The organism is Escherichia sp. HH41S (assembly GCF_009820115.1).
GTDB classification, from domain to species: domain Bacteria; phylum Pseudomonadota; class Gammaproteobacteria; order Enterobacterales; family Enterobacteriaceae; genus Escherichia; species Escherichia coli_F.
This window is the reverse complement of sequence record NZ_VNXE01000061.1, coordinates 65736-77567: the sequence shown is the minus strand read 5'-3', so window position 1 is coordinate 77567 and position 11832 is coordinate 65736. Positions and strand designations below refer to the sequence as shown.

The 11832-nt window shown below is 52.2% G+C and carries 12 protein-coding genes and 1 pseudogene; 3 read left to right on the top strand and 10 right to left on the bottom strand.

The genetic code is table 11. The features are described from left to right. Positions 1-117 precede the first annotated feature (117 nt). Positions 118-582, top strand: coding sequence for an anaerobic ribonucleoside-triphosphate reductase-activating protein (gene nrdG / locus FQZ95_RS10210; RefSeq protein WP_001106232.1), 465 nt, complete (start codon positions 118-120; stop codon positions 580-582). Here the strand turns inward: nrdG and FQZ95_RS10205 are convergent. The 4 genes and pseudogenes from FQZ95_RS10205 to pmbA form a co-directional block, all read right to left on the bottom strand. Beyond that, positions 583-872, bottom strand: a pseudogene (locus FQZ95_RS10205) (type II toxin-antitoxin system RelE family toxin). Next, complete coding sequence (locus FQZ95_RS10200) at positions 862-1104, bottom strand: type II toxin-antitoxin system RelB/DinJ family antitoxin (protein ID WP_160530149.1); 243 nt, start codon at positions 1102-1104, stop codon at positions 862-864. Before FQZ95_RS10200 ends, FQZ95_RS10205 begins: the two are co-directional and overlap by 11 nt. Positions 1105-1294: 190 nt before the next feature. Beyond that, positions 1295-1681, bottom strand: coding sequence for a cytochrome b562 (gene cybC / locus FQZ95_RS10195; RefSeq protein WP_160530148.1), 387 nt, complete (start codon positions 1679-1681; stop codon positions 1295-1297). A 183-nt stretch (positions 1682-1864) separates the two neighbouring features. After that, entirely contained in the window at positions 1865-3217 is a 1353-nt protein-coding gene (gene pmbA, locus FQZ95_RS10190; RefSeq protein ID WP_001162171.1) for a metalloprotease PmbA, read from the bottom strand. 93 nt (positions 3218-3310) lie between these two features. On the opposite strand from pmbA, the gene yjgA reads away from it, so the two are divergent. Further along, positions 3311-3862, top strand: a complete 552-nt coding sequence (gene yjgA, locus FQZ95_RS10185; protein WP_000166277.1) for a ribosome biogenesis factor YjgA — start codon at positions 3311-3313, stop codon at positions 3860-3862. 155 nt (positions 3863-4017) lie between these two features. Here yjgA and mpl read toward each other — a convergent pair whose 3' ends face one another. Next, positions 4018-5391 carry a UDP-N-acetylmuramate:L-alanyl-gamma-D-glutamyl-meso-diaminopimelate ligase gene (mpl, locus tag FQZ95_RS10180; protein ID WP_001219783.1) on the bottom strand — a complete coding sequence of 458 codons (1374 nt, stop codon included), beginning with the start codon at positions 5389-5391 and terminating at the stop codon, positions 4018-4020. A gap of 175 nt (positions 5392-5566) precedes the next feature. Between mpl and fbp the strand changes: the two genes are divergently transcribed. Continuing rightward, positions 5567-6565, top strand: a complete 999-nt coding sequence (gene fbp / locus FQZ95_RS10175; protein ID WP_000853753.1) for a class 1 fructose-bisphosphatase — start codon at positions 5567-5569, stop codon at positions 6563-6565. Between the two features lie 37 nt (positions 6566-6602). On the opposite strand, the gene FQZ95_RS10170 is transcribed toward fbp, so the two are convergent. The 5 genes from FQZ95_RS10170 to ytfQ all read right to left on the bottom strand — a co-directional run bounded on the left by FQZ95_RS10170 (position 6603) and on the right by ytfQ (position 11764). Beyond that, positions 6603-7118, bottom strand: coding sequence for a DUF2569 domain-containing protein (locus FQZ95_RS10170; protein ID WP_074501146.1), 516 nt, complete (start codon positions 7116-7118; stop codon positions 6603-6605). Between the two features lie 27 nt (positions 7119-7145). After that, a complete protein-coding gene (gene yjfF / locus FQZ95_RS10165; RefSeq protein WP_039021189.1) occupies positions 7146-8150 on the bottom strand; it encodes a galactofuranose ABC transporter, permease protein YjfF in 1005 nt (334 codons plus the stop codon). Then, complete coding sequence (gene ytfT, locus FQZ95_RS10160; RefSeq protein WP_001383778.1) at positions 8137-9159, bottom strand: galactofuranose ABC transporter, ATP-binding protein YtfT; 1023 nt, start codon at positions 9157-9159, stop codon at positions 8137-8139. Before ytfT ends, yjfF begins: the two co-directional genes overlap by 14 nt. Before the next feature lie 13 nt (positions 9160-9172). Continuing rightward, entirely contained in the window at positions 9173-10675 is a 1503-nt protein-coding gene (gene ytfR, locus FQZ95_RS10155) for a galactofuranose ABC transporter, ATP-binding protein YtfR (protein ID WP_032185771.1), read from the bottom strand. Positions 10676-10807: 132 nt separating this feature from the next. Then, positions 10808-11764, bottom strand: coding sequence for a galactofuranose ABC transporter substrate-binding protein YtfQ (gene ytfQ, locus FQZ95_RS10150; protein WP_000265933.1), 957 nt, complete (start codon positions 11762-11764; stop codon positions 10808-10810). Positions 11765-11832 lie beyond the last annotated feature (68 nt).

Genomic DNA, 11832 nt, shown 5'->3' with positions numbered 1-11832 from the left:
CGCCTTATCCGGCCTACATTTGGCAACGGCTCCAGGCCTGATAAGACGCAACAGCGTCGCATCAGGCGTTGATTGCCTGATACAGCCTACACGCGGACTGATAAGCCAGGCGAAATAATGAATTATCATCAGTACTATCCTGTCGACATCGTCAACGGCCCCGGCACTCGCTGCACCCTGTTTGTCTCCGGGTGTGTTCATGAATGCCCCGGTTGCTATAACAAAAGCACCTGGCGAGTAAATTCCGGTCAGCCATTTACCAAAGCAATGGAAGACCAGATCATTAACGATCTGAACGACACCCGCATCAAACGCCAGGGTATTTCCCTCTCCGGCGGCGATCCGCTGCATCCGCAAAACGTGCCGGATATTCTGAAACTGGTACAACGCATCCGCGCCGAATGTCCGGGTAAAGACATCTGGGTGTGGACAGGCTATAAACTCGACGAACTCAACGCTGCGCAAATGCAGGTTGTTGATTTGATTAACGTGCTGGTCGACGGCAAATTTATGCAGGATCTAAAAGACCCTTCCCTGATCTGGCGCGGCAGCAGCAATCAGGTGGTGCATCATTTGCGTTAGTCACTCATCCAGCCGTTTTGTCGCGTCTTCATAAACGGCTGAGTTCTCTCTCTTACCAATAGCTATCACCAACACGAGCAACTCTTTATCATTGACCTGATAGACCCGGCGATATCCCAGTGTGCGAAGCTTAATTTTGTAGCAGTCCGGCAAATCCCGTAGTTTAGCCGATGGATTGCGCGGCCTTTTCAGCACATCCCCAAGCATTTTTTAAATTGTTCCCGGACTTTCACGCCCAGTTTTTGCCACTCCTTCAGCGCCCGCGGATCAAAAGCCAGTTCATAGTTCATCCAGTCGGACCTTAATGGCCTCCTGTGGGTTGGCCAGTCGTTCCCTGACAGTGCGTAACAAGGCTTCTTCACTATCACTGACAGTGAGCGTTTTTACCGGCATTCGTCCATTTTCCGCAACGTACTGAAACAGCAGCCGCACTGCTTTAGTAGGCGTGATATTTAATTTTTCCAGCACCGCATAAGCCTCATTTTTCAGTTTGTCATCCAGGCGGACGTTAAGTGTGGCCATTATGCCTCCGGTAATTATGAAAAGTGTAATGCATTATAGCATTACATATGCATTACATTCATTTCTGGAAAACGCCTCGCAAAAATGAGGACGACACGCAGGAATATGCCGTAGTGAAGATAGATATTGCGGTGATTTTACGAAGGGTAAGAAAGCGTTGGGCGGTAACGTTTCACCGCCCAATAAGGAATTAACGATACTTCTGGTGATAGGCGTTGCGGGTCGTTTTCAGTTGCTCTGCGGCAGCCTGCGCTTCTTTTACTTTACCTTCATTAGTCAGCTTCAGCGCGTCATCAATCTGACCGACCAGAATGTCGAAACCGTGGCGGAAGTCTTTCATCTCCGGGCTGTCTGGCGATTTGCCTTCGAGCTTCGGCGGCGTTGCTTTTTGCGCATCCAGCGCCGCTGCGCGCATTTTGGTTAACGCGTCTTTGACTTGCGCCGCGTTATCGGCTTTTTCGACCACTTTTAAATTGTCGTTGAGGGTTTCCATATTGTCTTCAAGATCAGCGGCAAACGACGCCGAACTGAATACCAACGAGGAGACTGCAAGAATAGCTAACAGGCTTTTGCGCATTGCTCACTTCCTTTTTTATTTACACTTCATCCTTCACACTGCCTCATCGACGGCTACGCTCATTCGACCGGGTCACGTACTACGAGTACGCTCCCCGGCTCTCATTCACTTTCCGTCTCGATGCAGCGCGAATGATTTTGTGTAATTTTTTAGTTTATGGCGCGGCAGGTCGCGCCAGCTTTTTTACTGCCCGGCGATTTTCATCTCCGGCAACAGCACAGAACCACACTGTATATTGCTGCGTGTTTCAATATCGTTACCGACGGTGACAATATTGCGCCACATATCTTTTAAATTACCTGCGATGGTGATTTCGCTAACCGGATACTGAATTTCGCCATTCTCTACCCAGAAGCCCGCAGCACCACGGGAATAATCACCGGTAATGGCACTCACTCCCTGGCCCATCAGCTCCGTCACCACCAGCCCGGTGCCCATCTCTTTGAGCATTTGTTCGAAGCTTAGCCCTTGCCCGGCAATTCGCCAGTTATGAATACCGCCTGCATGTCCGGTGCTTTTCAGCCCCAGTTTGCGTGCGGAATAGCTGGTCAGCAGCCACTGGGTCAGAATGCCATCTTTAATAATATCGCGACGCTCGGTGCGCACACCTTCGCTGTCGAATGGCGTCGATGCCAGCCCTTTCAGCAAATGCGGATGCTCTTCAATAGTCAGCCAATCCGGTAGAATTTGTTTACCCAGCGAATCCAGCAGGAAGGTGGATTTACGGTAAACCGATCCACCCGCTATCGCCCCAACCAGATGCCCAAAAAGTCCGGTTGCCACTTCATTGGCAAAAATTACCGGCGCTTTCATGGTGGAAAGTTTACGCGGTGACAGGCGCGATAAAGTACGGCGAGCACAGTCGGCCCCGACCCACTCTGGCGTCTGCAGATCGCTCATCGCGCGACCAATGGTGTAGGCGTAATCACGCTCCATATCGCCATTTTCTTCGGCAATTACGCAGCTTGAGAGTGAATGACGCGTTGAGCAATAACCCTGCAACATGCCGTGGCTGTTGCCAAAAACTTTTACGCCGTAGTGGCTGTTAAAACTGCCGCCTTCGGTATTGGTGATGCGTTTATCCGCCTGTAATGCTGCCTGTTCTGCGCGAGCAGCCAGTTCAATAGCTTCATCCGGGGAAACTTCCGCAGGGTGAAACAAGTCGAGATCCGGCGCGTCAAAGGCCAGCAACTCTTTGTCTGCCACGCCGGCACAGGGATCTGGCGAAGTGTAACGAGCAATATCCAGCGCTGCCTGTACGGTGCGGGCAATGGCCTGCGGGCTTAAATCGGTAGACGATGCGCTACCTTTACGGTTCTGGTGATAAACAGTGATCCCCAGCGCGCCATCGCTATTGAATTCGACATTCTCCACTTCGCCATATCGCGTGCTAACGCTAATGCCGGTGGTCTTGCTGACGGCAACTTCCGCACCGTCCGATTTGCCTGAGGCCAACTCCAGCGCAGTGGAAACTGCTTCTTCCAGAATCTTGCGCTGCGCTTCAACTTGAGAGATTACTTTCATTGCAAGTGCCATAATGTAGAGAGTTTCTCTGAAGTCTAACAGAGAACCGTTTTTCAGTGCGCATCTTAACTGGTAACATTAGCCTCTTTTTTTAAGGAGCCTGAGATGACTAAGCAGCCCGAAGACTGGCTCGACGACGTTCCCGGTGATGACATCGAAGACGAAGACGATGAAATTATCTGGGTCAGTAAAAGTGAAATTAAACGTGATGCCGAGGAGCTAAAACGCCTTGGCGCAGAAATTGTTGATCTGGGGAAAAACGCACTGGATAAGATCCCGTTAGACGCGGATCTGCGTGCGGCTATTGAGCTCGCCCAGCGTATTAAGATGGAAGGTCGCCGCCGCCAGTTGCAGCTCATCGGTAAGATGCTGCGCCAGCGCGACGTAGAACCGATCCGTCAGGCGCTGGATAAGCTGAAAAACCGCCACAACCAGCAAGTGGTGTTGTTCCATAAACTGGAAAACCTGCGCGATCGTCTGATCGAGCAAGGTGATGACGCCATCGCTGAAGTATTGAATCTGTGGCCCGATGCCGATCGTCAGCAACTGCGTACTCTGATCCGCAACGCGAAGAAAGAGAAAGAAGGGAATAAGCCGCCGAAATCCGCGCGCCAGATTTTCCAGTATCTGCGTGAGTTAGCGGAAAACGAAGGGTAATTTTCGTTGTTGATGTGAGTATGGTTTGCCGGATGCGGTGCACCTGTAGGCCTGATAAGACGCATCAAGCGTCGCATCAGGCACTATGCTCAAATGCCGGATGCGGCGTGAACGCCTTATCCGGCCTACACACACTATATCAGGCTGAGGCCGAATTACTGCGCGGCTTCCGCTTTCTTCGCTAGCCCATCCAGCAGTTTCTGATGAATTCCACCAAAACCGCCGTTGCTCATCACCAGAATATGGTCGCCAGGCTGAGCGGTTTTCACCACCATATCTGCCAGCGTATCCACATCGCCACTCCAGTGTGCAGGCTGAACGCAGGCTTCTGCCACTTCTGCGACCTGCCACGGAATATGCGCCGGTTGCAGCAGGAAGACTTCATCGGCACGACCTAATGAAGGTGCCAAATCGTCTTTGCAGATCCCCATTTTCATGGTGTTTGAGCGCGGTTCCAGCACGGCAATAATGCGCGCCGTTCCGCCAACTTTGCCGCGCAGCGCAGCCAGCGTTGCCAGAATCGCCGTCGGGTGATGGGCAAAATCGTCATACACCGTCACGCCATTTGCTTCTCCGCGCAACTCCAGACGACGACGAGCGTTAATAAACGAACCCAGCGCGTTAGCAGCATCTGCCGGCGCTACGCCAACATGACGGGCCGCCGCAATCGCCATCAGGCCGTTGTGCATATTATGTTCGCCCACCAGCGACCATTTCACTTCGCCCACTTTTTCGCCATCCAGCAAGACTTCCCATTCGGAAGCGTCAGTGGTCAGCTTTTTCGCCTGCCAGTGCCCCTGCTCGCCCACCAGCTCCTGCTCGCTCCAGCAGCCCATCGCCATGGTCTGTTTCAGGTTGATGTCGTTTTCCGGCCAGATAATACGCCCCTGCCCCGGAACGATACGCACCAGATGGTGGAACTGTTTCTGGATCGCTTTCAGGTCGTCAAAGATATCGGCATGATCGAACTCAAGGTTGTTGAGGATCAGCGTACGCGGGCAGTAATGGACAAATTTAGAGCGTTTGTCGAAGAAGGCGCAGTCATACTCATCCGCTTCGATAACAAAGAAGTCGCTTTCGCCTAAACGTGCCGAAACGTCAAAGTTCCCCGGAACACCGCCGATCACAAAACCCGGTTTATAGCCACACTGTTCCAGAATCCAGGTCGCCATTCCCGCGGTGGTGGTTTTGCCGTGTGTACCGGCAACGGCCAACACCCAGCGGTCACGCAGCACAAAATCGTGCAGCCACTGCGGGCCAGACATATAAGGGATGTTTTTTTCCAGTACCGCTTCCACACACGGATTTCCACGGGTCATGGCGTTGCCAATGATCACCAGATCCGGCTGCGGGTCGAGCTGGCTGGCATCGTAACCCTGAATCAGTTCAATGCCTTGCTTCTCAAGTAAGGTGCTCATCGGCGGATACACATTGGCGTCCGAACCCGTTACTTCATGGCCTAACTGGCGCGCCAGCATCGCCAGACCGCCCATAAACGTGCCACAAATTCCTAAAATATGAATGCGCATACGTCACTATCCTTTTTTAATCTGCCGCTCATTTTACGCATATGTCGGGCAAGTGAGAAACGCATTTCAGGATAATCCGTAATTTGCTGGCGCGATTCACCTGAGCGCGACATTGAGATTATTTGTTAAGATTGTTGCGGTCGCTTTACTCCATAAACATTGCAGGGAAAGTTTTATGAAAACGTTAGGTGAATTTATTGTCGAAAAGCAGCACGAGTTTTCTCATGCTACCGGTGAGCTCACTGCTTTGCTGTCGGCAATAAAACTGGGCGCCAAGATTATCCATCGCGATATCAACAAAGCAGGACTGGTTGATATCCTGGGTGCCAGCGGTGCTGAGAACGTACAGGGCGAGGTTCAGCAGAAACTCGACTTGTTCGCTAATGAAAAACTGAAAGCCGCACTGAAAGCACGCGATATCGTTGCGGGCATTGCCTCTGAAGAAGAAGATGAGATTGTCGTCTTTGAAGGCTGTGAACACGCAAAATACGTGGTGCTGATGGACCCACTGGATGGCTCGTCCAACATCGATGTTAACGTCTCTGTCGGTACCATTTTCTCCATCTACCGCCGTGTTACCCCTGTCGGTACGCCGGTAACGGAAGAAGACTTCCTCCAGCCTGGTAACAAACAGGTTGCGGCAGGTTACGTGGTATACGGCTCCTCTACCATGTTGGTTTACACCACCGGATGCGGTGTTCACGCCTTTACTTACGATCCTTCGCTTGGCGTTTTCTGCCTGTGCCAGGAACGGATGCGCTTCCCGGAGAAAGGCAAAACCTACTCCATCAACGAAGGGAATTACATTAAGTTTCCGAACGGGGTGAAGAAGTACATTAAATTCTGCCAGGAAGAAGATAAGTCCACCAACCGTCCATATACCTCACGTTATATCGGTTCACTGGTCGCAGATTTCCACCGTAACCTGCTGAAAGGTGGGATTTATCTCTACCCAAGCACCGCCAGCCACCCGGACGGTAAACTGCGTTTGCTGTATGAGTGCAACCCGATGGCATTCCTGGCGGAACAAGCGGGCGGTAAAGCGAGCGATGGCAAAGAGCGTATTCTGGATATCATCCCGGAAACCCTGCACCAGCGTCGTTCGTTCTTTGTCGGCAATGACCATATGGTTGAAGATGTCGAACGCTTTATCCGTGAGTTCCCGGACGCGTAAATGAGTTAACGCCGGAGCAGTCCGGCGTTTTCAATTATCAATTAACAAAGGTTAATTTGACTCGTTTAGATACGCAAAAATAGGGGATCCAGATTGCAAGATGGATGATACTTTTCAGAAGCTCCCATGCATCTGTCAATTCAAATGAGGCATTAAGAAAGTGCATTGTCCCCCAAATATCAGCCACAATGAATGCAAACAGTGACAGAAGAAGGGCAATATAATACTGTGGAAGCTGGCGTTTTTTGTTAAAAAACAAATAAGTAGTATAAATCAACAGCAGAAACAAAACGGCAAATCCGGCGGTTTCCAGATAAAGTGCCGTCCTGAGCGGTTCTTCGTAAATTACGCGAGTAAGCCCCCAAGTATGGATAATTGAATACGCGTTCGCAAGAATACCAAGCACTAAACCAATTGCCGGCAGAAATAGCCAGCCGCCAATCCCTGTAAGCTTTTTATCCGCACAACTTTTACAATAATCGTCAGGTGGTAAAACAGCCACACCACAGTTTTTACATGTTGTTTGTAATTCTTCGCCGTCCTTCACCCACATAAAAATATCCTTATATATCAGTAAAATTTATTCTTTTAGTCTAATTTCCGGACTCACTCTCATTACTGGCGAACTCTGGCGATTCTCCCACAGCACCGTTAATCCACGCTGTAAGGCAATAAAAATGAACAGCAAAATGCCGATGGCGATTTTCGTCCACCAGGAACTCAGCGTGCCATCAAAGTTTATGTAAGTCTGAATTAGCCCCTGAATCGCCACGCCAAAAAGCGTCCCTAATACCGTTCCAACGCCACCGCTCAAAAGTGTACCGCCAATCACCACTGAGGCGATAGCGTCCAGTTCCACACCTACGCCCGCCAGCGCATATCCGGCTTGGGTATAAATCGAGAAAACAATCCCCGCCAGTGTTGCCAGTCCGGTGGAGAGCATATAAATGCGAATAGTGGTGCTGCGAGTGGAAACCCCCATCAGGTTCGCCGACGTTGCGTTGCCGCCAATGGCGTATACCTGATTACCAAAACGGGTACGATGCGCGAGGAATATGCCGATAACCACCACCGCCAGCATCAGTAGCCCCATCGCACTTAAGCGACCGCCACCAGGGATTTTCCATGCAAGGCTTGAGAGCGTGTCATAAACAGGATGGTTTATCGGGATCGATTCTTCCGAAACGAGATAGCTGACGCCGCGCAAAAAGAACATTCCTGCCAGGGTAATGATAAACGCCGGGATCTTCAGGGCGTCAATCAGAAGCCCCATAAATGCGCCGAAGGCACAGCCCATCACCAGCACCAGTGGAAACGCCAGCAGCGGCGAGAGGCCGAAATCGCCAATCACCTTTGCCAGAAACACCCCAGTAAAGGCGATCACCGAACCGACGGAGAGATCGATCCCTCCGGAGAGGATCACAAAGGTCATGCCGACGGCAATAATCCCCAGAAAGGCGTTATCGGTCAGGATATTGCAGATCACTCTTGTGGAAGCAAAACCGGGGAACTGCGTCAGGCAGTAGAGATAGCCCAACACAAAGACGCCGATGGTGATCATAAGCGGCAGGTTACGTTTTATCACGGCTACGCACTCCTTTAATCAGACTGATAAAGCGTTGCGACTGAACAATCAGCACGCAAAGCACCACCACTGCTTTCACTACCTGGTTCATCTCTGGCGGAAAGCCCGAAAGCAAGATCCCGGTGTTCATTCCCTGAATAATCAGCGCACCCACTACTGAGAGCAGCAGGTTAAAGCGCCCGCCCATCAGCGATCCACCGCCAATCACCACCGCAAGAATGGCGTCCAGTTCCAGCCATAACCCGGCGTTATTGGCATCGGCACCGCGAATATCCGCCGCCACGATAATGCCCGCAATCGCCGCACATAGCCCGCTCAACACGTAGGTGAGCATGACGATGATCCGCGTGTTGACTCCGGCATTTTTTGCCGCCCGAATGTTGATACCAACAGCTTCGATAAACATCCCCAGTGCCGTTTTGCGGGTCAACAGCCAGAACAGAAGAAGCGTCAGCACCGCAATAATGACTGGCGTTGGCAGGAACAACAGCGATCCACTGCCAAACCATGAGAGATCCGGCGAGTTAAACGTGACGATCTGCCCGGAGGTGATCAGTTGCGCCACGCCGCGCCCGGCGACCATCAGGATCAGGGTGGCGACAAACGGCTGAATTTTGAGGATCGCTACCAGTATGCCGTTCCACAATCCCGCCAGGATGCCAGTGCCCAGGGCGCTTAACAAAACAATTGGCAGGCTGAATCCCGCGACCGTCATCGCAGCCGTTGTGGCTCCGGCGATAGCCATCACCGCCCCTACGGAGAGATCGATACCACCGGTGGCGATAACCAGCGTCATGCCAATCGCCAGTAGCGCAACGGGGGCGGCGCGATTAAGAATGTCGATAGGGCTACCGAACAAACGCCCATCCTGAAGCACCACCTGCCAGAAATGCGGGGCCACCAGGCTATCGACCAGCAACACCAGCAATAGCGCCGCCAGCTGCGGCATTCCTGTTGGCCAGCGAAAGCGCCTTTTCGGCGGCGTAGTGTCAGGGAGAGATTGAGGCATCACACTGTTCTCCTTACGCCGCAATGGCGTTCATGATCGCCGGAACGGAAAGCTCTGCCAGCGGGATCTCCGCCACCTGTTTGCGATCGCGCATGATAATCACCCGATCGGCATAGCCCACCAGCTCTTCCAGTTCAGAGGAGATCACCAGCAGCGCCAGACCATCAGCGCACAGCGTTTCAATCAGGCGGATGATCTCGGCATGCGCACCAACGTCAATGCCGCGCGTTGGCTCATCGAGGATCAGAAATTGCGGTCGGGTCAGTAGCCAGCGTGAGAGCAGCACTTTTTGCTGATTGCCACCGGAGAGAAACTCAATCGGCTGTTCAGTTGAAGGTGTGCGAATGCCAAGCTGGCGGATAAAGCGTTCGGCAATCTCTTGTTGTTCTTTGCGAGAAATCGGTCGTAGCCAGCCGCGCTGGGCCTGGAGAGCGAGGATAATATTTTCCCGCACCGAGGCGGCGGCGATGATGCCATCGGTTTTCCTGTCTTCCGGGCAGAAGCCGATACCCAGTACCGAAGCCTGATGTGGCGATCGCAGGGTTTGCTGTTTGCCTTTGATCAACGCCGTGCCGCTGTCAGCAGGTTTGATCCCGAAGATCACTTCGGCGGTTTCGGTACGTCCTGATCCCAGCAAGCCTGCCAGGCCAACGATCTCGCCGGGGCGTACTTCGAGATCAAACGGTGCGATCGTTCCTTTTTTGCCGTAATTTTTGAACGCGGCAACGGGTTTGTCGCTCAGCAATGTTCGTCCGGCACGCTGTAGCGCGTGGGTGTCCAGCTCGCGCCCCAGCATCATTTTTACCAGTTCGATCTGCGGTAGCTCGCGGGTTTCCCGACAACCTACGAAACTGCCGTTGCGTAAGACGGTGATCCGATCGCTGACCTGATAGACCTGATCGAGAAAGTGAGTAACGAAGATCAGGCTGACGCCGCGATCGCGCAACTGACGCATCAGGCCAAACAGTAACTCTACTTCCTGAGTGTCGAGGCTGGCGGTGGGTTCATCGAGGATCAGCACTTTGGCGGAGAGATCGATGGCCCGGCAAATGGCGACGATTTGCTGCATCGCGACTGAAAAGCGGTTGAGCGGTTCCCGCACGTCGAGGGAGAAACCGTAAGATGCCATCAGTTCGGTGGCGCGCTTTTCCATCTCTTTACGGCGTAGAAGGCCGAAACGTTTGGGTTCGCGACCTATGAATAGATTATCAGCGACCGACATATTGGGTAGCAGGTTGACTTCCTGATAGACTGTGCCGATGCCGAGTTGTTGTGCGTGGGCGGTATTTTTCGGTGAGATAGTCTGGCCTTCCAGCCAGATGGTGCCACGATCGGCGTGGTAGACACCGGTTAATGCTTTGATTAGCGTTGATTTACCTGCTCCGTTTTCACCGAGCAGCGCCATAATTTCGCCACGGCGCAGGCTGAAATCAACGTTGTCTAACGCTTTGACGCCGGGGAAAAATTTACTTAATCCTTCGGTGCGGAGGATTTCCTGGTGCTGGTTAGTATTCATAGTTTCCCCCGTTGTAAAGCGTGCGCCAGATAAGACACAAGAGCGTCGCATCAGGCATCTCGCACAACCGCCGGATGCGGCATACACGCCTTATCCGGCGGCCCACAAGTCGGCATCAGGCATTGATGCCCCTCAATACCCCATGTTTTTCTTCTTCTCTAACTCTTCTTTTGCGGTATCAGGCAGGTAAAGGGTGGACTTGGTCAGCGTCAGCTTTTCAGGCATGGTGCCGTCTTTTTTATATTTCTCCAGCGCGTCAAAAGCAGGGCCTGCCATATTCGGCGTTAGTTCAACGCTGGCGTTCGCTTCGCCATCAATCATCGCTTTGTAGATGTCCGGCACGCCGTCGATAGAGCCTGTCAGGATATCTTTGCCCGGTTTCAGGCCCGCTTCTTTAATTGCCTGAATTGCACCAATCACCATGTCATCGTTATGGGCGTAAACCATGCAGATGTTTTTGCCGTTGTTTTCCGCTTTGATAAAGCTCTCCATCACTTCTTTGCCTTTGCTGCGGGTGAAGTCACCTGACTGCGAGCGGATAATTTTGATATTTGGCGCATTCTTAATGGCTTCGGCAAAGCCTTTCTTACGGTCAATGGCGACGCTGGCCCCAACGGTGCCCTGCAGCTCCACCACGTTGCATGGTTTGCCATTCACTTCTTTTACCAGCCAGTCACCGATCAATTTGCCTTCGAGGATGTTGTCGGCAGTGACGGTGGTCATATAGAGAGATTTGTCTTTCACATCGATGGAACGGTCAAGCAAGAAGACCGGGATTTCGGCATCTTTCGCCTCTTTTAATACCGGCTCCCAACCGGTCGCTACCACCGGAGCGATAAAGATCGCATCCACCCCTTGCGCGACGAAGGAACGTACCGCTTTAATCTGGTTTTCCTGCTTTTGCTGACCATCGGCAATTTTCAACGTAATTCCGCGCTTTTCGGCTTCACTTTTCGCCACATTGGTTTCAGCGGCGCGCCAGCCGGATTCCGATCCGACCTGCGAAAATCCAACGGTTAATGGAGCAGCCAACGCCATAGACGACATGGCTGCCGAGACTGCAGAGACTACAAGTAAGCGTTTCCACATAGGGTTGTCCTCGTCGGGGTAATTATTATTGGTGAAAAGATGTTCGCGAAAAAACTATAGACAATTCG

Excerpts from the sequence above, each read along its gene's own strand:
- nrdG (WP_001106232.1), top strand. The coding sequence starts at position 118 with ATGAATTATCATCAGTACTATCCTGTCGACATCGTCAACGGCCCCGGC.
- FQZ95_RS10200 (WP_160530149.1), bottom strand. The coding sequence starts at position 1,104 with ATGGCCACACTTAACGTCCGCCTGGATGACAAACTGAAAAATGAGGCT.
- cybC (WP_160530148.1), bottom strand. The coding sequence starts at position 1,681 with ATGCGCAAAAGCCTGTTAGCTATTCTTGCAGTCTCCTCGTTGGTATTC.
- pmbA (WP_001162171.1), bottom strand. The coding sequence starts at position 3,217 with ATGGCACTTGCAATGAAAGTAATCTCTCAAGTTGAAGCGCAGCGCAAG.
- yjgA (WP_000166277.1), top strand. The coding sequence starts at position 3,311 with ATGACTAAGCAGCCCGAAGACTGGCTCGACGACGTTCCCGGTGATGAC.
- mpl (WP_001219783.1), bottom strand. The coding sequence starts at position 5,391 with ATGCGCATTCATATTTTAGGAATTTGTGGCACGTTTATGGGCGGTCTG.
- fbp (WP_000853753.1), top strand. The coding sequence starts at position 5,567 with ATGAAAACGTTAGGTGAATTTATTGTCGAAAAGCAGCACGAGTTTTCT.
- FQZ95_RS10170 (WP_074501146.1), bottom strand. The coding sequence starts at position 7,118 with ATGTGGGTGAAGGACGGCGAAGAATTACAAACAACATGTAAAAACTGT.
- ytfT (WP_001383778.1), bottom strand. The coding sequence starts at position 9,159 with ATGCCTCAATCTCTCCCTGACACTACGCCGCCGAAAAGGCGCTTTCGC.
- ytfR (WP_032185771.1), bottom strand. The coding sequence starts at position 10,675 with ATGAATACTAACCAGCACCAGGAAATCCTCCGCACCGAAGGATTAAGT.
- ytfQ (WP_000265933.1), bottom strand. The coding sequence starts at position 11,764 with ATGTGGAAACGCTTACTTGTAGTCTCTGCAGTCTCGGCAGCCATGTCG.